The following is a 25,464-nucleotide window of genomic DNA, read 5'->3' on the forward strand; positions in this document are numbered from 1 at the left end:
GGCATGAGCATTTTTTACGCATGGTAAACCGCCGCCATATATCCAGCTATATCTTGCCTTTCGCGAGCGCTTTTCGGCGGCCGGCGGGTTGCGGCCGTCTGATCAATATAAGTATAAATTAAATTAGAATTTTAAATAAAGTAGACAAAACCAATTGCTGGAAACTTATCCACCTTCATTTCCAATAATTTGAGACGAGATTGGTAGCGTCCACAGTCAAAGGTGGACGTTATGACAATAAAAAAATCTTCTCCGGCATCGGCCCCGTTTAGGATTCTCCTACTGGCGCTCGGCCTTGCGGGCGTGCCGCATTCGTCGTTGGCAAGCGCCATGTCGGGTGATTCGGTGCCTGCCGGTGCGCCGCTCGAAAGGCTCCAGGCGCCGTCCAGCCTGGGCGGCGTTTCGTTGGCGAGGCCTCAGCCCTGGCAGCCTGCCGCGCCCTACCGCGTTGGCTCCGTCTCCGGCAGTTACGCTCCTGCCGAGGCGGATGGCGCAAACACCTCTTCGATGGCAGAAGCCAATACCGGCATCGACCCGATGCAGACGGCAGCGATCATCCCGGGCGTGTTCGGCTCGGTTGCCCTTTCGATGCGCAACTTCCCGGTCGCGGCCCGCTGGGCGCCTGTCTACAAGGCGATCGTCGGCTGTTCGGCGGGTAGTGCGTGCGAGCGCAAGAACGCAGCGTTCGTCGCGATGGTGGACGCGGCCAAGGCCAAGGGGTTCAGCGACAAGCTGGCCTTTGTCAACACCAGCATCAATCGCCTGATCGCCTACCGCAAGGACAGCGCCGTCTACGGCAAGCTGGACTATTGGGCGAAACCTTCGGAAATCCTCGCGCGGCGCGCCGGCGACTGCGAGGATTTCGCCATCCTCAAGATGACGGCGCTGCTGCAGGCGGGCATTCCGGCGCAGAGCATGTCGCTCGTTGTCCTTCAGGATCGCAAGAGGAAGTTCTTTCACGCTGTGCTGTCGGTAAGCACGTCCAGCGGCGCCTTCATCCTCGACAGTCTTGGCAATGCCGTCCGGCGCGACAGCGATCTCCCCGACTATGTTCCGCTCTATTCCTTCAGCATGGATCGGGCCTGGATCCATGGCTCCAGAACCGGTGGCGCCGAGATGGCCGACATCAAGGGTGGTTTCACGACGATCGCCCCCGGCGAAGGCTTGCAGCCGGACATGGTTCTTGCGGACACGATTTCGGACCGCCTCGGCCCGCAGTGAGCGGCGCACTTTTCCTGGAATTGCTTTAGCCGTTGAAGACGAACGCCATCAGCAATTCAGGTTCGGCCACCGGCGCGCGCACCGCGCTCAGCTGACCCCGGTAGCGGCGCTCGCCGGCGCCGATGACGAAGCCGGTCGCGACCGGCGTCTCGCCATTGGTATCGAGCCGCGCGAATATATCGGCAACATTGAGGTCCAGCGCCAGCTTTAGGTCGTGGCGCGCATCGTCGTTTGGTGCTGTCGGCAGCTGCCGCTTGACCAGCTGCTGGAAGGGCGCGTTGAACGTCAGGATTTTCTTCGACGATGACAGCGCGAAGGCCGGCGACGGACAGGCGACCAGAATGGCGTTGATCGTCCTGATCGAGGCGAGCTTTCGCAGCATCAGATTTTCTTCCGCCATGCCGCGCATGCAGGCGACCCGGATCGCCGACGTCAGGTTCCCCTGATCGGCATGGCTTTCGGCGATCTCGTCGACCAGCATGCCGATCGTGCATTTCCGGGCTTCGGCCATCTGCTTGAGCGACACCCAGAACACGCGTTCCAGGCGAATGCCGCGGCGTATGCCGCCTCGTGCGACGACCCGGAACTCCGGGCCGAAATCGTCGGCCGTAAGCGGCAGCATCGGCCGCTCGCCTTGGGTGGCGGGAAGGGCGGAGCTATCGTTCACTCATGGCCTCCTGGCGCGCTTTGTTGATCGGCTTCAGCAGGTAGTTCAGGATCGTCTTGCGCCCGGTCTTGATATCGACTGAGCAGATCATGCCCGGGATGATCGAATAGGCCTTGCCGTCCCTTTCCAGCGTCGACGTGTCCGTCGCGACGCGCACCTGGTAGTAGGGTTCGCCCGTCTTCTGGTCGACCAGGCTGTCGGCGGTGATGTTCGAGACCTTGCCTTCGATGCCGCCGAAGATCGAGAAGTCGTAGGCGGTGACCTTGATCAGCGCATCCTGGTTCTCACGAATGAAGGCGACATCGCGTGGCGAAACCCGCGCTTCGACCAAAAGGGTCTCGGAGGTGGGCACGATGCCGGCCACGACGGCGCCGGGCTGCACGAAGGCGCCGACCGTGTTCAGCTCCATCGTGTTGACGATGCCGTCTACCGGCGAACGGATGTCGGTGCGCGCGACCTTGTCGGTGGCGCCGCGAATGGTCTCGTCCACCACCGAAAGCTCGGCCAGCGCCTGGGTCAGGTCGTCCAGCGCTTCCTGTTGCAGCTGGAGACCGAGCTCGTCGACCTGCAGCTGCGCTTCGGTGATGGCACCCTTGGCCTTCTTTATCGTCTCGCCGGCCAGGTTCAGCTGGCCATTGAGCTCAGCTTGCTGCCCATCGACGCGGATCTGCTCGGTCTTTGCCATCAGGCCTTTTTTGACCATCGCTTCGACCAGCTTTGCCTCCTGGTCGCTGATCACCAGGTTCTTGGTCAGGCGGTCGGCATTGGCGGTTGCTTCGTCCAGCTCCTTCTCGCGCTGGTCGAGGCGCGATTTGAGCACCGACAGCTTGATGTCGAAATTCTGGCGCCGGGCGATGAGCAGTTTCTGCTCGTTGTCGCAGATCTCCGGTGCGACCGACTGGATTTCCTCCGGGCACGGAAAGGGGCCGGAAAGGCTGCCGGCCTGCTCGAATTTGAGCCTCGCGATGCGCACCTGCAATGCGCGCGCCTTGGCCTGCTGTTCGCCGAGGCTGGAGGTGTTGACCGTGTTGTCGAGCCGGATGATGAGGTCGTTCTTCTTGACTACCTGGCCGATCCTCACCGCGATTTCCTGAACCACGCCGGCCTCGCTTGACTGGATGATCTGGGTCTTCGATGCGGGTATGACCTTGCCGTCGCCGCGCGCGATTTCATCGACTTCGGCGAACGACGCCCAGCCTACGAACGAGACGAACAGCGCCCCGATGATGAATATGGACGCCGACGCAAACAGCGGTGGGCGGTCTTCCCTTGCAAGCATTTCCCACGTCCTATTATATTGAAATGGTTCAATATAATCAGTTTTGTCAGGCGCTGTTCTTCTGCAGCGCCTGTATGACTTGTTCCTTCGGCCCGTCAGCGACGATCCGGCCTTGATCGATGACGATGAGGCGATCGGCGAGTTCGAGCATGCTGAAGCGGTGGGTCGAGACGATCAGCGTCGTGTTCCGCTCGAAAGCCACCTTGAGCTGCCTGATCAACTGCCGTTCCGAGGCGAGGTCCATCGACCCCGACGGCTCATCCAGAAAAACGATCTTCGGCTTGGTCAAAAGCAGCCGCGCGATCGCCACCGCCTGTCTCTGGCCGCCCGAGAGATTGGTGCCGCGCTCGCCGACATTCATGTCGTAGCCGCGTGGGTGACGGGAGACGAATTCGTCGACGCCGGCAGCCTTCGCGGCGTCGATGATCTCATCGTCCGTCGCTTCCGGGGCCGCCATCAGGAGGTTCTCCTTGATGGTTCCTGAAAACAGGTCGCCGGCCTGGGCGACGATCCCCACCGCGGCGCGAACCTCCGAAGGGTGGTACTGGCGGATGTCGATGCCGTCGAGCAGCAGCTCTCCCGAGGTCGGCAGGAAAAGCCTGCCGATCAGGCGTCCCATCGTCGTCTTGCCGGATCCGATGCGGCCGATGATGCCGACCCGCTCGCCCGGTTTGACCGAGATGTTCAGCCCGCTCAGAACCTCGTTCTCCGAACCCGGATAGACGAAGCCTACATTCTTGAACACCATCGCGCCGTTGCGGATCGGCCGGTTGACGAAGCCGACCGTGTCCGGCCGGTCCTCCGGCTGGGACATGATCGCGTTGACCATTCTGAGCGACAGCATGGCCTGGCGGAACCTGGACAGGGTGATGGCGATCTGGCCAAGCGGCGCCACGGCCCGGCTGGCCAGCATGACCGTCCCGATGATCGCCCCCGTCGACACATAGCCTTCGGAAAAGGCATAGGCGCCGGCCACGACCAGCGCGACGGTGACCAACTGCTGTATGGATCCGGCGATGTTGCCGGCGGCGGCCGAAAGCTGCTTGATCTTTTCCGACGTGTTGGCGGCGTTCTTGGAGTGCTCGCCCCATTTGCGCAGCAGATAGGCCTCCGCGCGCAGCGACTTGATCGTCTCCAGCGTCGAGATGGATTCGACCAGCAGGGCCTGGCGCTGCGCGGCCTCGTTCATCGAGGCGGCGACGCGCTTGCCGATGCGGCGCTGCGTGACCAGGCCGACGATGACTGAAATCACAAAGGCTAGCGCCGGTATGATCACCAGCCAGCCGCCTATCGCGTAGATGACCAGCAGGAAGATGAAGACGAAGATCGTGTCGATGAAGACGCTGATCGTGTTGGAGGTGAAGAACTCCCGCACGAACTCGTATTGGGTCACCCGGTTTGCGTATTCACCCGTCGAGCCGGGTCGCGCCGACAGTGACGAATTGAGCACTTTCTCGAACAGCAGATACGAAATCCGCAGATCCGCCTTGCGCCCGGCATAGTCGATGAGCGAGGCGCGGGCCGTCTTCAAGAGCAGGTCGAACACGATGACGGCGCCGATCCCGAGCGCCAGGACCCAGAGTGTCGCGACCGCTTTGTTCGGCAGGATCCGGTCGTAGACGTTCATGGTGAAGATCGGCGAGGCGATGGCGAGCAGGTTGATGAAGATCGCCGACAGCACGACCTTCGAATAGGTGCGCCAGAACGCGCCCATGGTTCCGGTCAGCCAGTGCCGTCTTTCGATCTTCGCCGCCGAGCCGACCTTCATCGCCTCGGTGGTGTTGGCATAGGTGATCGAGAAAGAGGCGCCGCCGCTGATATAACTTTCGACCAGTTCGGATTTGCCGATCGTGGTGCGGCCGTTCTCCTGGGGAGCGGTCAGATAGTCGCCGCCTTCGATTTCCGCGAGCAGGGCGACCGGCAGCTGGCTGGCGCGAAAGACGATGGCCGGAAGGTCGAAGCGACCGCGCACGAAATCGCGGTGGTTGAATTCCGCGACCTCCAGGCCGATGCGCTCGGCCAGATGCCTGATGTCGCCGGCCTCGATGCGCGTCTCCGCGATCGGAACGCCGGCGAACAGCACGGTCTCCGCGCTCGGCCTGCCGAGATAGGCGGCAACGGCCGAAAAGCAGGCCTTGAAGGCCTCTTTGGGCGACAGGATATTGGGCTGCTGGTTCACGATCCGCTCCCGAAGGACCCGCGATCGATCTTACATCGGCTGCTTTTTCCGGACTGGAGCGAGGATGTCGAAGGGCAGATCGTTCTTCTGTTCCGACGGCGTCCGCGCATAGGTTTCGGTGTCGGCGGTTGCCGGCACGGCGAATTCGGACCGCGCATAGGCCGCGGTCTGTTTGGCCGGCTGGATGTTCATCGTCTTCAGCAACTGTCCCGTTGCCGCCAGCAGCCGATACTGGGCGAAAAGCGACGCGTAGGATGCGGTATCCGCCAGCGTCGCCGTGTTGAACCGCGTATTCTGCGCGTCGAGCACGTCGAGCAGCGATCGCTGGCCAACCTTGAACTGTTCGCGATAGGACGCGACCAGCCTTTCGTTGGCGGCAGCCTGTTGCCGCAGCGTCTTGGCCAAGTCGGCTTGCCGGAAGCGGCGATCCCATGAGATCCGCACTGCTTCCTCGATCTCGCGCAGGACCTGATGCAAAGCAAGGCGCTGTTCGCTGGTGCGGCGGATCTGTTCCTGCTCGTTGGCCTTGTCGATGCCGCCGCGGTAGAGGTTCCAGCGCAGCACCAGCCGCGCCTGCAGGTCGTTGGTGTCGCCGTCGGTGCCGTCGATGTCGGTACCGGCCCGGGCGCGGCCTTCGGCGATGATCGAGGGGCCGAATTTCGCCCGTGCTGCATCGACAAGGGAGGCCGCCGCGTCGATGTCGCTGTTGGCCATATGCACGCGCGGATTGCTTTCGCGCGCCAGCCCGATTGCTTCATCGAGCGACCTCGGCAGTGCGGCGGAGACATCGCCCGGCCTTGAAGCGTTGGTGAGCGGCTTTCCGACGGTCTTGAAGAAGCGTATCTTGGCCGCTTCCAGTTCCTCGGTGGCTTCCTGCATGCGCGCCTTGGCGGCGAACAGCCGCTCCTCGGCCTGTTGCCGGTCGGCGTCGTTCAGCGCCCCGCCGTCGATGCCCTGCCGGATATCGCCGAGTATAGCCTGGTGGAAGCCGAGGTTTTTCTTCGCCTCGACAACGATCGAAGCCTGCAGCATGTATTCCAAATAGTCCTGGACGACGGAGAGCCCGATGAATTCGGACCGTTCCAGCACCCGGAACGAAGCGCCGTCGACGCGGGACGCCTGACGGGTCAATTCGGCTCGCCTTGCACCGCTGTCATAGAGCGTCTGCGAAATCGTAAGATCGGTTTCAGCCGGATAGAGCGCATCGTCCTCGGTGGAAAGCGCGCGCCGGGATGGATTGTCGAGGCGCCGGGCGCCTGCCGACGCTTCCAGATCGACGCTGGGAAGGTAAAGACCTTTCGCCTGGCGCAGCTCGAATTCGATTGCTTCGCGGTTTTCAATCGCCTGGCCGATCTCCGGATTGGATTCGACGGCGACTGCCATTGCTTCTTTGAGAGTGAGCGCGCCGGCGCTTCCGCAAGCCAGCATTGACACCGTCACGGCAAGCGCAATACGCCAGCCGACGGTCACTTTACCCGTCCTGTTCATGTCTACCCCGTGACTTTCCCCGCGCCTTGTTATTTTTTTGGCGCTTAATTGCCCAAGCCTGCCACCGGAGCTTGCGGCGAGTATCTATCAGATTTTCAAAGGATGTGAGTACTTAATGATTTAGAGGCCTCTAAAAGCGGGCGTTCGCGCCATTAGACCCAATAGATGTAGCAAAAATGGCACATAGGCCTTGCGTCGCCGCACTGGCATTCAGCGCGAATCGGGCCAGAAGCACGAGTCTCCTGGAAAACTGCAGGCCCGCACCCGCGAAGCCGCCCGGTCGCCGTTACTGACCCTGCTGCAGCATTTCAGCAGTAATGCGCCCCGTTGGTAAACAAGTCGGGAGTGCAATGATTTCTCTCGGCGTCAGCTCAATCCTTAGAGACGATTGGCCTGCAAGCCTGGTCGCTCACGCCACCGACCACCCGCCATCGACCAATATATTGGCGCCGGTGATCATCGACGCCGCCGGCGAGGCCAGGAACACCACTGTTCCCGCGACATCGATCGGGTCGCCGATGCGGCCAAGCGGAATGTGCCCCAGCACATGCGCGTGAAAGTCGGGCTCGGCCAGCGATGGCCGTGTTCCGTCAGTCCAGATGAAGGTTGGCGCGACGCTGTTGACGTTGATCCGGTGTTGCGCCCATTCGGCGGCCAGGCAGCGCGTCAGGTGGTTGATCGCGGCCTTGCTCATGCAATAGATCGCCTCGCCCTTCAGCGTCACCGTACCGGCCTGCGAGCTGATGTTGATGATGCGCCCGGATTTCTGCGCGATCATCAGCTTTGCAACTGCTTGCGTGGTGAAGAACGTGCCCTTGAGGTTGACGTTGACGGTGAGGTCGAAATCTTCCTCGGTGACGTTCTCGGCCAGGTTTTCCGGCCCGAGCCCGACATTGTTGACCAGCACGTCGATGCGGCCGAAGGCGGTGTGCGCCTCGGCGACAGATTTTCGCACCGTAGCGAGATCGGTGAGATCCATCCGCACGGCCAGCGCCCGGCGGCCGATGCGCTCGATTTCGGCGACAAGCTCCGCGCCGTCGGCAACGCTGCGCACACCGACGATCATGTCGGCGCCGGAGCCGGCGCAGGCCAGCGCGCAAGCGCGCCCGATGCCGCGCGAGGCGCCGGTGACCAGCACCACCTTGCCGGCCAGATCGAATTTCGGCGTGAATTCCGCTGTCATCTCGTCCTCCCTGGAAGTCTCCCTTCCCGAACATTAGCCGGTCGCGCTACGAAAGCCAGAAGCCTGCAAATCGCTGCGCGAAATCTGTTCGGGTTCTGCAAAGTGTGCGCAACAAATTGCCACGAGCGGCTGGTTTTGTTGGCAAACGGGGATCGTTCCCTGTATTGCGGGCCAAAGGCAAAAGCGTGGACGTTCTTGTATGACAAATGTCGCCCTGACTGGGCTTGCCCGCGACCTCGCCAGGCGCGCTACCGAGGGTAAGCCGGTGCGCATCGGCGTCATCGGCTCCGGCGAGATGGGCACCGATCTGGTGACACAAGGCATGCTGATGCCGGGCATTTCGGTCTGCGCGGTGTCGACCCGGCGTCCGCACACCGCTCGTGACGCCATCCGCATCGCCTATGGCGACGAGGCGATGGCGGTGGAAGCAGACACGGCCTCGAAAGTCACCGCCGCGATCGAGAATGGAAAAATCGCCATCACCTCGAACGAGATGCTGGTGACAAATCCACTGATCGACGTGGTCATCGACGCCACGGGAAAACCCGGCGTCGCCGCCGATTTCGACCTCAAGGCCATGGAGCACGGCAAGCATCTGGTGATGATGAATGTCGAGGCCGACGTCACCATCGGCTGCTATCTCAAGCAGCAGGCCGACCGGCTCGGCGTCGTCTATTCCGTCGGCGCCGGCGACGAGCCGTCGAGCTGCATGGAGCTGATCGAGTTCGCCTCAGCACTTGGCTATACGATCGTCTCGGCCGGCAAGGGCAAGAACAACCCGCTCAACCATGACGCCGTGCCGGACGACTATCGCGAGGAAGCGATCCGCCGCAACATGAACCCGCGCATGCTGGTCGAGTTCGTCGACGGTTCGAAGACCATGGTCGAGATGTGCGCCATCGCCAACGCCACCGGCCTGGTGCCCGATGTTCCGGGCATGCACGGCCCGAAGGCCGACCGCGATGAACTGGCCAAGGTGCTGATCCCGAAGGCTGATGGCGGCATTCTCTCCAAAAAGGGTGTCGTCGACTACACGGTCGGCAAGGGCGTCGCGCCCGGTGTCTTCGTCATCGTCGAGGCGACGCATCCGCGCGTCATCGAGCGCATGGACGATCTCCATGTCGGCCACGGCCCCTATTACAGCTTCTTCCGGCCCTATCACCTGACCTCGCTGGAGGTGCCGCTGACCGCCGCCCGCATCGTGCTCTACGGCCGGCCCGATATGGTGCCGCTGCCGAAGCCGGTGGCCGAGGTCTGCGCGGTCGCCAAGCGCGATCTCGCCGTCGGCGAGAGTTTCGACGCCATCGGCGAGACCTGCTACCGATCCTGGACCATGACCGTCGGCGTGGCCCGCGCCAACCGCGCCGTGCCCGTCGGACTGCTCGAGGGCGGCAAGGTGCTGAAGCCGGTCAAAAAGGGCGAATTGCTGACCGCCGACAACGCCGCGCCCGACCAGACGACCAGGCTGTTCGCCCTGCGCCGGCTGCAGGACGAGATGTTGTACGGGTCAAACTAAGGGTTACTTCCCCAACTCTATCGACCTCAGCCGCGCCGCTTCCACTGCCTCGGTTATGAGCTTGGTCAACCGCTCCTCGCCCATCAGCACGGCAAGGGCTGCGGCCGTGGTGCCGTTGGGGCTGGTCACCTGCTGGCGCAGCAGGCCCGGTTCCTCACCGCTTTCGGCGGCCAGCGATGCGGCGCCATAGACGGTCTGCATGGCGAGCAGCTTGGCGGTTTGGGTCGGCAGCCCGGCCTTCTCTGCCGCCAGGGTCAGCGCCTCGATGAAATGGAAGATATAGGCCGGCCCTGAGCCGGACACCGCCGTCACCGCGTCCATCAGGCTCTCGTCGTCGATGGTGGCCACTTCCCCGCTCGCCGACAAAAGGTCGGCGACGAAACGCCTGGCGTCGTCGGAAACCAGCGGGTTGGAAAACACCACCATCATGCCCTTGCCGATCGCCGCCGGCGTGTTCGGCATGCAGCGCACGATCGGCGCGCGATGGCCGAGGATCGCCTCGAAGGTGGCGACAGGTGTGCCGGCGGCGATGCTGACGAAGGTGGTGCGGCCGTCGCCAAAGCGCTTGTAGGCGGCGGTCACGTCGCGGATCACCTGCGGCTTGACGGCGATGACGACAAGCCCTGGCACCGCATCCGCCGGAATTGCAGCGGCATCGGCCGCCGCGCCGCATCCCAGTGCTTCGGCACGCTTGCGCAGATCGTCATTGGGTTCGACAACGAAGACTGCTGCCGGAGGAAGCTTGCCGGATTTCAGCCAGCCCGAAAGCATGGCGTAACCCATATTGCCGCAGCCGGCGAGAACGAGCCTGATCGTCATTGAAGAACCTCCGCGAAGATGGCTCTCAATAGACGCTCGCGGCGGGACGGGAAAGCCCTCGCCGGAGGAGCGATCAGGAAGGCCGCACCGCAATCGGCCGCAGCGACACTTGCCTCAAACCAAGCACGCCGAGCACGAAGAACAGCCAGACCGGGTCGCCGCGGTGGAAGAAGAAGCTTTCCAGGAAGGCGTTCAGCGCCGCGAACAGCACCACCATCATGAAGAAGTCGCCGAGGTAGATGTTCTCCTTGCGCAGCGGGATGCGCATGTAGTCGCGCAGCGGCGCAATGAGGAAGGTGTAGACCGCCACGCAGAGTGCCGGGATGCCCATCAGCACGGCAATGTCGAGATAGCCGTCATGGCCGTGCACGATGGTTCTGATGTCCCAGGGCCGGTCGAAGGGCTGGTCCTGGTTGAGCAGCAGCGGCGTGCCCCAGAAGCTCTCATAGCCGTAGCCGGTCCAGGGCTTCTTCGCCAGCATGTCGCCGGCGAACTCCCACAGCGTGGTGCGCCCGGTATAGGTCAGGTCGGGAAAATAGATCGCCGCCAGATGCTTCACCGGCGGCAGGAAGACGATGCCCAGCGTGCCGACCGCCGTGGCGATGATTGCCGCCGCAAACAGGATCGGCGTGCCGAGCCGCATGCCGATCAAGCTCGGCAGCACCACGATCAGGATCGAGAACGGCACCAGGCCCGCCGTCGTCTTGGAGCCGGTATGCAGCATGAAGATCATCGCCGCGCAGAAGATTATCGCGCCCCACCAGCGTTGCCCGCGCCGGTAGAGATAGAGGCCGGCAAAGCTGAAGCAGGCCATGATCGGCCCGGCGATGTTCTTGTGGGTGAACACACCGCGCCACAGGCCGGCATGCTCCGGCTCCTGCGAGTCGGCCGTGTGCATTGCCTCATGCGGAAACACGATGAGGCCGAGGTAGGAGAGGCCCATGACGACGATGGCGGTGAAGATGATGACTTTCGAGAAAGCCTCGCCGTCGCGCGGCAGCACCAGGATCGTCGCCATCGTCAGGATGCCGATCAGCGTGAAGGATGCCGCGCGCATCGCCGACGGCGGATCGGTCGCCAGTATGACCGACAGCATGAAGCAGCCCAGCATCAGCACCCAGGACGGGCTGAGCAGCGAGCGTACTACACGCGGGTCGGCGAAGGCCATCAGCGAGAAGATCGAGATCGCGCCGAGCGACGAGAAGCCGAGCTGGTTGACGATGTCGCCGCCTTCGCCGGTGAGCTGGGCGCCGGCCGGCTGAAAGGGGCGGAAGGACACCAGGATCGTGGTGAACAGCAGCGCCGCGATCGCCGTCGCCACGCCCTCGCGCGTGAACGCCGCGCTGAGCGGTACGCGCTCAGTTCTTCTCAGGCTGCCGGTATTGCTCATTGGCATATCCGAATTCGGCGAGCACGCGGCCGAGCGCGACATGGATGGGGTAAAGTGCCGTCGCCGGCGATCCGGTCCGCATCAGCCGGACCGCGCCGCGCAGCGGCGAGGCGGCAAGCAGTGCCAGGCTCTTCGCAAACACTTTGGCGCCGGCAAGCGGCGTGCCGGCACGTTTCTTCTTTTCGACCAGGGTCGAGATCACGCCGTTGCGCAGGCTGCGGGCGCGGATCCAGTCGGCCGCGACACGACGGGCCGGAACGGTCTCCTGTACCTTCGCCTCGGCGCACCAGCCGAGCACGAAGCCCCTCTGCGCTGCCCGGCTGAGGAAATCGGAATCGCCGCCGCCCATGAAATTGAATCTGAGATCGAGGAAGGGCGGCCCCATGGCGGTCAGCACGTTGCGCCCGACCAGCAGATTGCCGGAGGAATAGAGCGCCGCAACAAGCCCGGTTTCCCGGTAGGGTGGCGCGAAGACCGGGTGTTCCGCCCATCTCGCATGCGCCGGTTCGGCAAACACGGGCACTTGCGGGCCGCCGACAATGTCGGCGCCGAGCGTCTCGGCCGCCTTGCACATGTTCTCCAGCCAGAACGGGTCGGCGATCTCGTCGTCGTCGATAACCAGCAGATGCTCAAAGTCGGGGAAATGCACGATCGCGGTCTGCCAGCCGGCATTGTAGGCGCTGCAATTGCCGCGCTCATGCGCGATGATCACCATACCGGCGATCTCGCCGCGCTCGAACAGCGGCAGCGCCGCCTTGGCGCCGTCGCGCGCCTCGGCCTCGTTTTCCATGACGATGACGGCGAAGCGCCTGGCGGTCTGTTGCGCCTTGAGCGAAGCCAGCGTCGCGAGCACCTGTTCGGGCCGTTTGAAAGTCGGCAGCGTGACGACGGCTTCGATGGTCTCGGCGGCGAGCCCCGGAGACCGTCCCGCGATCGATACCGAACCGTCCGATGGCAATGGGATCATCCGTGTCCAGCCGCCTGGTGATTTTGGTTTTCGATAGCACCCCGATGATAACGTTTCGTTAATCACCTTTCGCGGCGAAGCCCGCAAAACCGAGACTCCCGGCCTCGATTGCGTTCACTTAATCAAGGGTTCACCCCGCTTTGCTATCTGGGCTGCACTGGATAGGTGAGATGCATCTGCTGTTCGCCACATCGATCGTGCCCGACGGCGCTCTCGCTTCGGGCTACGAAATCGCCAACGCGGCGATCATCGCTGCTTTGCGGCGCGCCGGCGCGCGCGTCACCGTGATCGGCTTCACCTGGCCGGGAAAGCCTGCCGCCGATCCGGAAAACACAATCGTGCTTGGCGCCGTCGACGTGCGCACCGAGAGCGCCTCGCCGCTGCAGAAGCTCGCCTGGGTTGCCAGGGCGGTGCTGTCAGGTCTCACCTTCGCATCGGTCAAGCTGCGCGTGGTCTCCGACGCGGAAGTCCGCGCCGCCGTCGAGCGCGCCGGGCCCTTCGACGGCTATGTTCTCAATTCCGTGCAATTCGCCGGCGCCTTCGAAAAGCTGTTCGGCGACCGTCCCTCGATCTTCGTCGCCCACAATGTCGAGCATCGCTCGGCGCAAGAAAATGCGACCGCCGCGGGCAGCATTCTCCAGCGCCTGCTGTTTCGCCGCGAGGCACGGCTGCTCAAGAGCGTGGAAGACCGGCTTTGCCGCCGGGCTCGCTTCGTTTTCACCCTGGCCGATGAAGACCGCGTAGCGCTTGGCGTCGCCTCCGACGATCGCTCGGTGGTGCTGCCGCTGGTGACCCGTGCCGATGCGCCGGCAGGAACGGGCCAGCGCCGCATCGAATGCGACGCAGCACTGATCGGCACCTGGACCTGGCAGCCGAACCGCATCGGGCTCGACTGGTTCCTGGGCAAGGTGGTGCCGCATCTGAGGCCTGGCTTCCGCATCAGGATCGCCGGCGGTATGCCGTCCGGCATCACGTCCACGCATCCCGGTGTCCAATTCGTCGGCCGCGTGCCTGACGCGCAAGCCTTCGTGCGCGCTGCGGCCGTCATTCCGCTGATCAGCACGGCCGGCAGCGGCGTGCAGTTGAAGACCATCGAGACCTTCGAGCTCGGCCTGCCTTCAGTCGCCACCAGCCGCTCGTTGCGCGGCATCGATCACCGGCCGGACAATTGCGTCGTCACCGACGATCCCGTTGCCTTCGCCGCGGCACTCGAAACTGCTGCTTCCGCTGTCAGCGATGTCGATGGCGGCGCTTTCCATCGCCGCCAGGTGAGGGCGCTCGACGCCGCGATCAGGCTCGGACTGAACAAGCTTGGCCCGGTCAGGCAGGAGGTGTTCGCATGAATATGCACACCGCCCGCGCCGCCATCGGGCGCGACACGTTGAAGACGATCCTCGGCATTCCGGTTCTCGCCATCCGTTGGGACGACGCCATCGCCTTGCTTGCACAACTGGTCGCCGAGCGGCGCTTCACCAAAGTCAGCTTCCTCAACGCGCACAACGCCAACATCGCCTATACCGACCCGACCTTTGCCGAAGTGCTCGATGATTTCCTCATCCTGCCTGACGGCGTCGGTGTCGACATGGCGTCCAAGCTGCTCTACGGCGCGCCGTTCCCGGACAATCTCAACGGCACCGATTTCATCCCGGCCTTCCTGCAGGCATCCTCCCGGCCGCTGACTGTCGGGCTGCTCGGCGCGACGCGCGTCAATGCCGAGGCGGCGTCGTCGAAGCTTTCGGCGCTCGCCGTGCAGCACAAATTCGTCGTCATCCATGACGGCTATTTCTCGGCCGCCGAGGAGCCGGCGATCATCGACCGAATAGCGAAACTGCGGCCCGACGTGCTGCTCGTCGCCATGGGCGTGCCGCGCCAGGAACTGTGGATCGCGCGCCACATCGACCAGCGCCATTGCACTCTGCCGATCGCCGTCGGAGCGCTGCTCGATTTCCTCAGCGGCACCGTACCGCGGGCGCCGCTGTGGATGCGTCGTCTGCGGCTCGAATGGCTGTTTCGCCTGTGGATCGAGCCCGGCCGCCTCTGGCGTCGCTACGTGGTCGGCAACCCTTTGTTCCTGTGGCGCGTCGTCGGGCAGAAATTCTCGGGCGCCGAAGCAGGCCCCGGAGCAAACCATTGAACAGCCGGTTCGTGCCTGACGCCGCCACAAGGTCCGATCCGCTGCGGCAGACGCCGACGGCCGCGGTCGTGACCGCCAGCTATGCGCCGGATTTCGAGCGCTGCCGTCTGTTGTGCGAAACGATGGACCGCCAGGTGTCGGGTGTCGCGCATCACTACATCCTGGTCGAGCACCGCGACGTGGCGCAGTTTCGCCAATTGGAGACCGGCAGCCGCACCGTCGTCGACGAGCGGGACCTCCTGCCGCGTTGGCTGCGTGTCGTCGACGATCCGGCGAGCCTGTTTCGCCGCCGCGTCTGGCTCAGCCTGAAGACCCAGCCGCTGCGCGGCTGGCATGTGCAGCAGCTTCGCCGCATCGCCATCGCGGCGCAGGCGAAGGAAGACGTGCTGGTCTTCTGCGATTCCGACGTTGCCTTCGTCAGGCCGTTCGACCTGAGCGCCTTCTGTCGCGACGGCAAGGTGAGGCTGTTCCGGCGTGACGGCGTCTTGTCCGGCGAAGGGCATGAGGAGCATCGCATCTGGTCGCGCAACGCCGGTTCGGCGCTAGGCATCGACAGATCCAAGGTTTCGACGCACGACTACATCTCGACGCTGATCGCCTGGCGCCGGCAAACCGTGACGGCGATGTGCGCCCGGATCGAGAAGGTGCATGGCCGCAGCTGGGTCGAGGTCGTCGGCTCGAAAAGAAAATTCTCCGAATGCATGATCTACGGCCGCTATGTCGACGAGGTTCTGGAGGGCGCCGGCCATTTCCACGGTTCGGAAGAGTTCTGCCGCGTCCACTGGACCGGCGAGGCGCTGTCGGACGACGAGTTCCGCCGCTTCGTCGCTGCCATGGCGCCGCAACAGGTGGCGATCGGCATGCAGTCCTTCATCGGCACCGATATCGGCCGCATCCGCCGCCTGATCGGGCTGGGTAGGTCTTAGATTGCCTTCGCCGGCCTGCGCATCGCCGAATAGGTGAGCAGCGCCGACACGAGATAGAGCAGCAGGAACACGATGTTGAGCGACAGCACCAGATTGGGCGTGTCGGCGATCGCGGTCAGCACATAGGTCAACAGCACCGCCTTCAGCCCGGCCAGCAGGCCGAGGTTGAGCGCCCTGACCGCCGTCTGGCCGCGCGCGAACAGAAGCTCAGCCTGGTATTCAACCAGGTTGCGCAGTCCTGGAACGCAGATCGCCAGCGCCACCAGCGGCGCTGCCTCCGCGACATTCCTGCCCAGCGCATTGGGGAAGAAATGCAGCACGATGCCGAGCGCCGCCAGCGCCAGCGTCGAGACCAGGAACACGCCGCCTTCTATGCCGCTCTTGACCGCCAGCCGCGACAGCAGTTCCGGCGCCCGCATCATTCGCTGCACCAGCATCATCGAGAAGGTGCGGATCGGGATCGCCGTCAGGTCGACCAGCCGCATGATGATGGCGTAGATACCGGCAAGATGCGGCCCGCCGATCGCCAGCACCAGGAGCTTGTCGAACTCCATCTGCAAATAGAACAGCACTTCGGCGCCGGCGACGTAGATCGAATCGGCGAGCCGCCTGAGATAGAGCTCGGTGCGCAGTCTCAGCCGCTGGCGCGGATAGAAGAAGCCGAAGGCGATGATCAGCGAAACGGCATTGGCGCCGATATAGTACCAGGACCAGACGCCGATCGTGTGTTGCGCCGCAAACATGAACAGCACGGCGCCGGCGGCCCGCAACGCTGTCGCCAGGATTGTCAGCACGGCGGCGCGGCCGAATTTGCCGAGGCCGTTGTTGACGATCAGCACCACCTCGACCGGCCGCCACAAAAGCGCCTCGGCAAAGACGATGGCCGCGAAGACCGAAAGCGGTACGGTGCTGGCAAAGAAGACCAGGTAGACGCCGTACGAGGCGGCGGCCAGCAACGGCAGCGACACGACGCCAAGCAGCAGGAAGCCGGCGGTGAAGGTGCCGATCAGATTGGGGCGGATGGTGGCGGTGCGGTACAGCGCCGAGATGAAGCCGAAGGCGAGAATGCGCGACAGCATGACGCCGGCCGCCGATGCGGTGGCGAACATGCCGAACTCGGCGATGGACAGCGTGTTGGCCAAGGCGATGAAATAGGCGAGCGAGAACACCAGCCGCCCGCCGGCGCCGCTGATGGCGGAGAAATAGTCGATGACAAGCTTCCGCCGTGCGGCCACGAAGGTGCCGATCCGGGCGAAGGTCCGCCTTTGCGGTATGTCACTGGCTTGGGTCATATGTCCGGCAGAACATAGGCCGGAAAGCTTAACGTGCGGTTCTGGACGCCTCGATCGCACCTGAGAACGATGCAATCAAAGCGCGAAAACTCTGCCTTCCTCATCCGAAAATTAACCATTTGTTTCCTATGCCTGTTTAGCGTGGCTTAACGATTGGCCGACGCCTTTCCCAAGCCGCCGAACAGTAAAGTTCCAAGAAAATGGTCGACAGGGAAAACCGAGACGACTGGAGGCGTGAGCGCTCTCTGCTGGCGCTCGGTCAGGCCATGCGTGGCGAGGACGAGGCCGACGCGTCGCTGGTGTCGATCGGCGACCGGGCAGACCCGGCATGGCACGAGGATGCCGCCGCACGCCACCGTCTGGCCCGCTCACAACGCGAGGCGCGGTCGAACCCGTCTGCGGCCACGGCAGAGCCCGGCCAGTATCAGCCCGGTGGCGGCCCCGTTTTGGAAGAGGCCTCGCCCGAGGACGGTTGGGCAGCTCGAAACAGTTACGCGCAGGCCGGGCCGCGCGAAGAGCCAGTTGTCCGCCCCTCCCAAGACTACCGCGCCAAAGCCGCCTTCGAGCCTCGATACGCCAGCGAAGAGCGGCGGCCCGCAGGGGCTGATGACGACGGGCAGGAATGGAAGCCGCTGATCGATCCGGCGCATGTCGTTCGCGGCATTGCCCGTTCGAAGCTGCTGATCCTGTCGACGACAATACTGGGTGCGGCGCTCGGCATCGCCATCGCCCTGTCGACGCCGAAGAAATACGAAGCCACCACCCAAGTGGTCATCGAGCCGGGCGACCTGAAGCTTTCCGACAACGATCTCACCCAACCGGTCGGGCAGCCCGATGCCGCGCTGGCCGTCGTCGAAACCCGGATCAAGATGGTGTCGTCCGGCAAGGTCCTCGACCAGGTCGTCAAGGATCTCAATCTTGTCAACGATCCGGAGTTCAACGGGCAAGGTTCCGGCGGCCTTGGCGTCATGTCGCTGATCCGCTCGATCCTGTCACGCCAGGATGGACCTGGCGGCGACGATGACATTCGCCGCCAGGCGCTGGCGGTTGGCAATCTGGCCGAGAGCCTGTCGGTCGAGCGCAGCGGCAAGACTTTTGTCGTTTCCATCAGCGCCACAACCCAAAGTGCCGAGAAGTCGGCGAACATCGCCAACACGACGAGAACCGTCTTCCAGGAGGAGGCGGCCAACTACCAGTTCGACATGGCCGGACGCGCGACGAACCAACTGACGTCCAAACTCGATGACTTGCGCAAGGGTGTCGAGGCGGCCGAGCGCAAAGTCGAGGATTTCAGGGCCACGCATGGTCTTATCGACGCGCAGGGCCATTTGATCAGTGACGACCAGATGCTGAAGCTCAACGAGCAACTCTCCGTTGCCCGCGCCCGCACGCTGGAGCTCAATGCGCGAGCGGCGTCGACGCGTTCGATCAACGTGAATTCGGTTCTCAACGGCACCTTGCCGGAAGAAATCAACTCCAACATGATGAGCGAACTGCGCTCGCAATATGCGACGCTGAAGCAGGAAGCCGACCGCGCCGCGGTACGGCTTGGGCCGCGCCATCCCGAATTCCAGGCGCTCAGTGCCCAACTCGATGGCGCGCGCGAGCGCATCGCCGGAGAACTGCGTCGTATCTCCTCTTCACTGCAGGTCGACCTCAAGCGCGCGGTCCAGGTCGAGCAGGATCTGGCTTCGCGCCTGGCGCAGGCAAAGGTCCAAAGCGGCGACGTCAACAACGACCTGGTCAGCTTGCGCGAACTGGAGCGTGACGCCGCGGCCAAGCGTTCCGTCTATGAGCGCTATCTTCTGCGCGCCAAGGAGACCGGCGAACAGGAAAACATCAACACCACCAACATCAATCTGATGACCGAGGCTCGACCCCCACTCGAACCAAACGGGCCGTCGCGCGCCGTGATTGCGCTTGCCGGACTGCTCCTCGGGCTGGCCGCCGGCATCGGCCTCGGCGGCATGCGCGGCGCCTATGAGAGCGTGCGCGAAACCGCGGCGTTCCGGTCCCGGAGCAAGACCGACAAAAGCAGGCCTGCTTTCGACGACAAGGCCTATCGCGCTGCACCGCCGCCGGCCGCGCGGCCACCGGCTGCACCGCAAGTTTCGAGGCCCCAGGCCGTCGACGTTGGGACCGAACGGTCCGGACCGATTGGCGCAGTGCTTTCAGCCATAGGCGGGCTTCTTCCAGGCAAACAGCAGAAGCCTGCCACGATGCGCGCCGACAAGCCCGTCTCGCCCCCCGTCGCCCAGGCGACAAAGCCGGTACGGAACGCCTATCCGCAACCGAAGTACCAGCAGGAGACTCCGCGCCAGTCGATGTATCCGGCTCCTCGGGCGGAGGCCTACTCCCATGCCAGCCAGCCTGAATACCCTCAGGATCGGTATGCACAGACACCGCCGAGCCCCACTCAACAGCCAGTGATGCGTCCGGTTGGGCAGGGACCGAATCCTCCTCAGGAACCGGACGCCGATCAGCAGACCCAGATCGATGAAATCCGCGACAGCCTGCGCGAATTCCGCGATGCGGTGCGCGAACTGACCGAAAGCCGTTCAAACCGCCGCTATTTCTAGAACTCACGGCAAGCGATAAAAGCGGCCGGTTTCGAGTTTACGGCATGTGACGGCGTTTTGACGGGATTGCCCGCTGGAATTTTCGTGAAAATGCCGCGCTGCATGGTGCCCGAAACCGCAAGGCGTTTTCGGGTGCGTCGATGTGCAACCAGAGATCGAGCGTGCACGGATAGGCGCGCTCCAGGCAGAACAGTGTTGAAGGTGGTCCATGGCTGAAGTGATTGACGGAAAAAGCGTCGCCGAAGACGTGGTTCAGAGGGTCAAGGCCCTGACCACGGAACTGGTGGGCAAGGGTGCCGAGAAGCCCGGCCTGGCAGTGGTGATCGTCGGCGAGGATCCGGCAAGCCAGGTCTATGTCGCCTCCAAATCCCGCACCGCCAAGGAATGCGGCTTTCATTCGCTCCAGCACACGCTGCCGGCCGACACCTCCGAACAGGCGCTGCTCAAGATCATCGGCGATCTCAATGCCGATCCGGCCGTCAACGGCATACTGGTGCAGCTGCCGCTTCCCGGCCATATCGATTCAGGCAAGATCATCCAGGCCATCGCGCCGGAAAAGGACGTCGACGGTTTCCATTTCATCAATGTCGGCAAGCTCGGCACCGGCGAACTCGAGACGGCCTTCGTACCGTGCACGCCGGCCGGCTCGATGCTTTTGATCGAGCGCGTGCGCGGCAAGGACCTGTCCGGCCTCAATGCGGTCGTCGTCGGCCGCTCCAACATCGTCGGCAAGCCGATGGCCAACCTTCTGCTCGCCGCCAACTGCACGGTCACCATCGCGCACAGCCGCACCAGGGACCTGCCGGCGCTCGCCCGCACCGCCGACATTCTGGTGGCTGCCGTCGGCCGACCCGAAATGGTCAAGGGCGACTGGGTCAAGCCGGGCGCTACCGTCATCGATGTCGGCATCAATCGCATCGCCGCGCCCGAAAAGGGCGAAGGCAAGACCCGACTCGTCGGCGACGTCGCCTATGCTGAGGCGGCGCAAGCGGCCGGCGCCATCACCCCGGTTCCCGGCGGTGTCGGACCGATGACCATTGCCATGCTGATGGCCAACACTGTAGCTTCCGCCTACCTCGCGGCCGGGATGAAGCGGCCGTCCTTCTGACCCGGAAAGCTTGAGCGTTGCCAAACCTTACTGCTTCCGTCGAACGGCCGCTCACGAACGATCCCGTTCAAGGCGGCCGGCAGTTCGCCTTCCTGCTCGTCGACAAGTTTTCGATGTTTTCGCTGGCTGCGGCGATCGACACCTTCCGTTCGGCCAACCGCCTGCTTGGCCGCGATTTCTATGGCTGGACGACGGTCTCGGCCGACGGCGATGCCGTCATGGCTTCCAACGGCCTGCCACTCAAGATCGATTATGCCGTCGCCGACTTGCCTCCCGTCGACATCCTGTTCGTCTCGGTCGGGCTCACCACCGAATTCCCCGGCAAGAGCAAGGTGCTGGCGGCGCTGCGCAGCTGGGGCCGGCGCGGCAACGCGCTCGGCGCGCTCTCGGTCGGTTCCTATCTGCTCGCCGAAGCAGGACAGCTCGAAGGCTATCGCTGCACCATCCATTGGGAGAACCGCGCCGGCTTCATGGAGCGCTTCCCCGACATCAACTGCACCGGCAACGTCTTCGAAATCGACCGCAAACGCTATACCTGCGCCGGCGGCACCACCTCGATCGACCTGATGCTGGAGATCGTGCGCGGCGATTTCGGCTCCAACCTTGCCAATGGCGTCGCCAACCAGTTCCAGCACGAGCGCATCCGCTCCGCCGGCGACCGCCAGCGGGTCGGGCCGGAGCGCGATCTGACCGGCAAGTCGGAGAAGCTCAGGCGCATCGTAGAACTGATGGCCGATCACCTCGACGAGCCGCTGTCGGCGGTGCAGCTCGCCAAATCGGCGGGCCTGTCGGTACGCCAGGTCGAGCGCCTGTTCCTGCGCCATCTCAGCGTCACGCCCGGCCGCTACTATATGCGGCTGCGGCTCGAGCGGGCGCGCGAATTGCTGCGCCAGACCAATATGCCGATCCTCGACGTGGCGATCGCCACCGGCTTCACGTCGCACTCCTATTTTGCCCAGAGCTACCGGCTGCAATTCGGGCGCCCGCCTTCCGAAGAGCGCCGCACGACCTATTGACCTGCGGTTCTCGCAGTCTCGGACTTGTGTCCTGACGCCGGGTCAAATACCTTTTCGGCGCGGACCAAAGGGCGATCTCGGGAGATTTTGATGGCGGGACTTTTGCGGAGCGTCGCTGCGGCGATCCTCCTTTTGTTAATGACTTCGGTTGGCTTTGCCGCCGGCAAGGTCGTCATCGTTCTCGATGCATCAGGCTCTATGTGGGCCCAGATCGACGGCAGGCCGAAGCTAGAAATCGCGCGTGAATCGCTGCGCAACGTGCTGCAGTCGGTGCCGGCCGACGCGGAAATCGGCTTCATGGCCTATGGCCATCGCCAGAAGGGCAGCTGCGACGACATCGAACTCATCGTGCCGCCGCAGGCAGGCTCGGCCAGCGCGATCTCCGCCGCCGCCGACAGCATGAAATTCCTCGGCAAAACGCCGCTCACCGCCGCCGTCAAGCAGGCGGCCGAGGCGCTGAAATACACCGAGGACAAGGCAACCGTCGTTCTCATCACCGACGGGCTTGAAACCTGCGGCGGCGACCCTTGCGCGCTCGGCAAGGAGCTGGAAGCGTCCGGCATCGACTTCACCGCCGACGTCGTCGGCTTCGGGCTGACCGCCGATGAGGGCAAGCAGATCGCCTGCCTCGCGGAAAACACCGGCGGCAAATACATCCAGGCCTCCGACGAGAAAGCGCTGCAGGAAGCGCTGGTCGAGACGGTGGCGGCGCCGGCACCGGCGCCCGAACCTGCTCCGGCCCCTGAGCCGGCGCCCGCGCCGGAGCCTGTCAAACCGGAGTTCAATTTCATCCCGACCGTCGTTATGGCCGAAGGCGGCGAGCCGCTCACCGACGGCAATGCCTGGGAGATCTACAAGGCTGGGTCCGACGGCACGCGCGGCGCGTCCGTCACCACCCAATATGGCGCCTACAAGGGCAATCTGGAGCCGGGCGACTACGTCGTCGTCGCACAGGACGGCGAGGCCAGGGTCGAGCAGAAGGTCAAGATCGAGGCCGGCCAGGTCTCCAAGCCGCTCTTCACCTTGAATGCCGGCACGCTCATCATTCATCCGCGACCAAGCCCGGGGGCGGATGTCGTCGATGGCGCCGCCGTCGTCATCGACTATCCGGGCGCAGATCACCCTGCGACCTACTATGGGACCACGAAAATCGTGTTGCCGGCCGGTGACGAGAAAGTGACCGTCACGATCGGGCAGGGTGAGGTCACCGAGACGATTGCGCTGGCTGCAGGCAAGACCGTGGAAAAGGACATGATCGCCGGTGTCGGCCATGTCGTTGCCAATGCCTACTATACCGCCGGCGGTGACAAGGCGGACGCTTCAGGCATCGGCTTCAAGGTGGTCAAGGCGAAAAAGAAGATCGACGGAACCAGGGACGAGGTGACCTATTCCTACGGGCCCGACAGCAAGTTCGATCTGCCGCCGGATGACTACGTGCTGATTGCGACAGTCGATCTCGCCGTGGTCGAGCAGCCGTTCACTGTCAAGGTCGGCGAGCTTCAGGACGTAAAGGTTGCGCTGAATGCCGGCGTGCTGGCGATCACCGCGCCCGGAGCCTCGAAGATCGAGATTTTCGAGATGGAGAAGGACATCAACGGCAACCGCAAGTCGCTGGGCTACGCCTATGACCAGAAGTATCAGGCGGCGATACCGGCGGGCGACTATACTGTCGTGTCGGAGAAATCGGACAACAGCTCGAAGGAAGGCACCGTAACGGTCAAGGCCGGCGAGCGATCCGAACTGACGGTGCAATAGGATCCTATGGGCGAACGCAAAAGAGCGGCCGCAAGCCGCCCTTTTTCATGAGGAGGACAAGGTGTCCTTCAAGCCGTCCCGAAGGCGCTGGCGCCATGGTCGGCGCGGCCGACCAGTTGCCGGAACCCGGCGAACAGCTCGCGGCCGAAACCGAATTCATTGCCGATGAGGTCGGCATCCGCCGTGCGGCGCAAGGCAAATTCCGTCCCCGGCACCAGCACTTCCAGCGTTCCGGCATCGGCATCGAGCCGGATGATGTCGCCCTCGTGGATCCTGGCGATAGGGCCGTCTTCGACCGCCTCCGGCGTCACATGGATGGCCGCCGGCACCTTGCCGGAAGCCCCCGACATGCGCCCGTCGGTCACCAGCGCCACGCGCTGGCCGCGATCCTGCAGGATGCCGAGCACGGTGGTCAATTTGTGCAGTTCCGGCATGCCGTTGGCCTTCGGCCCCTGGAAGCGGATGACGGCGATGAAGTCGCCGGTCAAAGTCCCGGCCTTGAACGCCTCGTTCAACCCTTGCTGGCTATCGAAAACCTTGGCCGGCGCCTCGATGACGCGCCGTTCCGGCTTCACGGCGGACGTCTTGATGACGGCGTGGCCGAGATTGCCTGAAAGCACTTTCAGCCCGCCGGTCGGCTGGAATGCCTTTGCGAACGGCGCCAGCACCTTCTCGTCGCCGCTGTCCAGCGGCGAGGCCTCGCGCACCACGCTGCCGTCTTCGCCGAGCCTGGCCTCGACCGCATAGGGCCTCAAGCCGTCGCCCCACACCGTCTGCACGTCCTCGTGCAGTATGCCTTCGTCGAGCAATTCGCGGATGAGGAAGCCGAGCCCGCCGGCGGCGTGGAAATGATTCACGTCGGCAAGGCCGTTCGGATAGACCCGTGCCAAGAGCGGCACGGCTTCCGACAGGTCGGAAATATCCTGCCAGGTAATGGCGATGCCGGCGGCGGCAGCCATGGCGATCAAATGGATGGTGTGGTTGGTCGAACCGCCGGTGGCGTGCAGGCCGACGACGCCGTTGACGATCGAGCGCTCGTCGATCATGCGGCCGACCGGCGTATAGGCATTGCCGAGCGCGGTGATCGCCAGCGCCCGCTTCGTCGCCTCGCGGGTCAGCGCATCGCGCAGCGGCGTGCCGGGATTGACGAAGGAAGCGCCCGGCGTATGCAGGCCCATGATCTCCATCAACATCTGGTTGGAGTTGGCGGTGCCGTAGAAGGTGCAGGTGCCCGGCCCGTGATAGGATTTGGACTCGGCCTCGAGCAGTTCCGCCCGCCCGGCCTTGCCCTCGGCATAGAGCTGTCGGACCTTGGCCTTTTCGTCGTTGGGCAGGCCTGTCGTCATCGGTCCGGCCGGCACGAACACCGCCGGCAGGTGGCCGAAAGTGAGTGCGGCGATTACCAGCCCCGGCACGATCTTGTCGCAGACGCCGAGATAGACGGCGGCGTCGAACATGTTATGCGACAAGCCGACCGCGGCGGCCATGGCGATCACGTCGCGCGAAAACAGCGACAGCTCCATGCCAGGCTGTCCCTGCGTGACGCCGTCGCACATCGCCGGCACGCCGCCGGCCACCTGGGCGATACCGCCGGCCTCGCGCGCCGCTTCCTTGATCAGCGCCGGAAACGTCTCGAACGGCTGATGCGCCGACAACATGTCGTTGTAGGAGGTGATGATGCCGAGGTTCGGTACCTGGTCGCCGCCAAGCGCCACCTTTTCCGATGGGCTGCAGACGGCAAACCCATGCGCGAGGTTGCCGCAGGACAGCACCGCCCGGTTGGCGGTGCGGTTCGACGCCTCGGCGATGCGGCCGAGATAGCGTTCGCGGCCAGGCTTGGAGCGCTGGCGGATCCGTTCGGTGATGGCTTCGATGTCGCGTCTGGCTGTCATGGCGGTCGGTCCTTTCAAGTCCCGGAAAACATCCTCCCACCGTCTGCCGGGAC

Annotated in this window: 19 protein-coding genes; 9 read left to right on the forward strand and 10 right to left on the reverse strand. The window is 63.9% G+C overall.

Translation table 11 applies throughout. From position 1 onward, the window contains the following. The first annotated feature begins 330 nt into the window (after window positions 1-330). Entirely contained in the window at window positions 331-1,221 is an 891-nt protein-coding gene (locus tag A6B35_RS09025; protein ID WP_006205968.1) for a transglutaminase-like cysteine peptidase, read from the forward strand. 25 nt (window positions 1,222-1,246) lie between these two features. On the opposite strand, the gene A6B35_RS09030 is transcribed toward A6B35_RS09025, so the two are convergent. The 5 genes from A6B35_RS09030 to A6B35_RS09050 all read right to left on the reverse strand — a co-directional run bounded on the left by A6B35_RS09030 (window position 1,247) and on the right by A6B35_RS09050 (window position 8,017). Continuing rightward, window positions 1,247-1,843 (reverse strand): ribbon-helix-helix domain-containing protein, encoded by a 597-nt coding sequence (locus tag A6B35_RS09030; protein ID WP_006205969.1) that lies wholly within the window; start codon window positions 1,841-1,843, stop codon window positions 1,247-1,249. Window positions 1,844-1,877: 34 nt separating this feature from the next. Further along, the gene (locus tag A6B35_RS09035; RefSeq protein ID WP_006205970.1) at window positions 1,878-3,167 is read right to left on the reverse strand and encodes an HlyD family type I secretion periplasmic adaptor subunit; all 1,290 of its coding nucleotides are present in this window, start codon (window positions 3,165-3,167) and stop codon (window positions 1,878-1,880) included. Window positions 3,168-3,213: 46 nt separating this feature from the next. Then, complete coding sequence (locus A6B35_RS09040) at window positions 3,214-5,346, reverse strand: type I secretion system permease/ATPase (RefSeq protein ID WP_083209833.1); 2,133 nt, start codon at window positions 5,344-5,346, stop codon at window positions 3,214-3,216. A gap of 30 nt (window positions 5,347-5,376) precedes the next feature. After that, window positions 5,377-6,834 carry a TolC family protein gene (locus tag A6B35_RS09045; RefSeq protein ID WP_006202738.1) on the reverse strand — a complete coding sequence of 486 codons (1,458 nt, stop codon included), beginning with the start codon at window positions 6,832-6,834 and terminating at the stop codon, window positions 5,377-5,379. 409 nt (window positions 6,835-7,243) lie between these two features. Continuing rightward, a complete protein-coding gene (locus tag A6B35_RS09050) occupies window positions 7,244-8,017 on the reverse strand; it encodes an SDR family NAD(P)-dependent oxidoreductase (protein ID WP_006202739.1) in 774 nt (257 codons plus the stop codon). Window positions 8,018-8,216: 199 nt separating this feature from the next. On the opposite strand from A6B35_RS09050, the gene A6B35_RS09055 reads away from it, so the two are divergent. Then, window positions 8,217-9,533 carry an NAD(P)H-dependent oxidoreductase gene (locus A6B35_RS09055; protein WP_006202740.1) on the forward strand — a complete coding sequence of 439 codons (1,317 nt, stop codon included), beginning with the start codon at window positions 8,217-8,219 and terminating at the stop codon, window positions 9,531-9,533. 3 nt (window positions 9,534-9,536) lie between these two features. Here A6B35_RS09055 and proC read toward each other — a convergent pair whose 3' ends face one another. The 3 genes from proC to A6B35_RS09070 form a co-directional block, all read right to left on the reverse strand. Beyond that, window positions 9,537-10,352: a pyrroline-5-carboxylate reductase gene (proC, locus tag A6B35_RS09060; RefSeq protein ID WP_006202741.1), complete on the reverse strand. Its 816-nt coding sequence runs from the start codon at window positions 10,350-10,352 to the stop codon at window positions 9,537-9,539. Window positions 10,353-10,425: 73 nt separating this feature from the next. Next, window positions 10,426-11,742, reverse strand: coding sequence for an O-antigen ligase family protein (locus A6B35_RS09065; RefSeq protein ID WP_006202742.1), 1,317 nt, complete (start codon window positions 11,740-11,742; stop codon window positions 10,426-10,428). Continuing rightward, complete coding sequence (locus A6B35_RS09070; protein WP_006202743.1) at window positions 11,711-12,709, reverse strand: glycosyltransferase family 2 protein; 999 nt, start codon at window positions 12,707-12,709, stop codon at window positions 11,711-11,713. Before A6B35_RS09070 ends, A6B35_RS09065 begins: the two co-directional genes overlap by 32 nt. 170 nt (window positions 12,710-12,879) lie before the next feature. Here A6B35_RS09070 and A6B35_RS09075 point away from each other — a divergent pair, with 170 nt between their 5' ends. From A6B35_RS09075 to A6B35_RS09085, 3 genes are read left to right on the forward strand one after another with little or no spacing between them, the layout of a single operon-like run. Continuing rightward, window positions 12,880-14,052: a glycosyltransferase family 4 protein gene (locus A6B35_RS09075; protein WP_006202744.1), complete on the forward strand. Its 1,173-nt coding sequence runs from the start codon at window positions 12,880-12,882 to the stop codon at window positions 14,050-14,052. After that, window positions 14,049-14,843 (forward strand): WecB/TagA/CpsF family glycosyltransferase, encoded by a 795-nt coding sequence (locus A6B35_RS09080; protein WP_006202745.1) that lies wholly within the window; start codon window positions 14,049-14,051, stop codon window positions 14,841-14,843. Before A6B35_RS09075 ends, A6B35_RS09080 begins: the two co-directional genes overlap by 4 nt. Further along, window positions 14,840-15,769: a DUF6492 family protein gene (locus tag A6B35_RS09085; protein ID WP_006202746.1), complete on the forward strand. Its 930-nt coding sequence runs from the start codon at window positions 14,840-14,842 to the stop codon at window positions 15,767-15,769. The genes A6B35_RS09080 and A6B35_RS09085 overlap by 4 nt, the downstream gene beginning before the upstream one ends. Here the strand turns inward: A6B35_RS09085 and A6B35_RS09090 are convergent. Beyond that, window positions 15,766-17,061: a lipopolysaccharide biosynthesis protein gene (locus A6B35_RS09090; RefSeq protein ID WP_006202747.1), complete on the reverse strand. Its 1,296-nt coding sequence runs from the start codon at window positions 17,059-17,061 to the stop codon at window positions 15,766-15,768. The two genes, A6B35_RS09085 and A6B35_RS09090, sit on opposite strands and share 4 nt — an antisense overlap. Window positions 17,062-17,261: 200 nt before the next feature. Here A6B35_RS09090 and A6B35_RS09095 point away from each other — a divergent pair, with 200 nt between their 5' ends. From A6B35_RS09095 to A6B35_RS09110, 4 genes are all read left to right on the forward strand, one after another. Then, entirely contained in the window at window positions 17,262-19,640 is a 2,379-nt protein-coding gene (locus A6B35_RS09095) for a GumC family protein (protein WP_006202748.1), read from the forward strand. Window positions 19,641-19,848: 208 nt separating this feature from the next. After that, entirely contained in the window at window positions 19,849-20,748 is a 900-nt protein-coding gene (gene folD, locus A6B35_RS09100) for a bifunctional methylenetetrahydrofolate dehydrogenase/methenyltetrahydrofolate cyclohydrolase FolD (protein ID WP_006202749.1), read from the forward strand. Window positions 20,749-20,765: 17 nt separating this feature from the next. After that, on the forward strand, window positions 20,766-21,764 hold the full coding sequence (locus A6B35_RS09105; RefSeq protein WP_006202750.1) for a GlxA family transcriptional regulator: 999 nt from the start codon (window positions 20,766-20,768) through the stop codon (window positions 21,762-21,764). Window positions 21,765-21,854: 90 nt separating this feature from the next. Continuing rightward, window positions 21,855-23,519, forward strand: coding sequence for a vWA domain-containing protein (locus tag A6B35_RS09110; RefSeq protein WP_040582921.1), 1,665 nt, complete (start codon window positions 21,855-21,857; stop codon window positions 23,517-23,519). Window positions 23,520-23,587: 68 nt separating this feature from the next. On the opposite strand, the gene edd is transcribed toward A6B35_RS09110, so the two are convergent. Next, window positions 23,588-25,411 (reverse strand): phosphogluconate dehydratase, encoded by a 1,824-nt coding sequence (gene edd, locus A6B35_RS09115; RefSeq protein WP_006202752.1) that lies wholly within the window; start codon window positions 25,409-25,411, stop codon window positions 23,588-23,590. Between the last annotated feature and the right edge of the window lie 53 nt (window positions 25,412-25,464).

The sequence above is a fragment of the Mesorhizobium amorphae CCNWGS0123 genome, from assembly GCF_001686985.1.
Classification (GTDB): domain Bacteria; phylum Pseudomonadota; class Alphaproteobacteria; order Rhizobiales; family Rhizobiaceae; genus Mesorhizobium; species Mesorhizobium amorphae.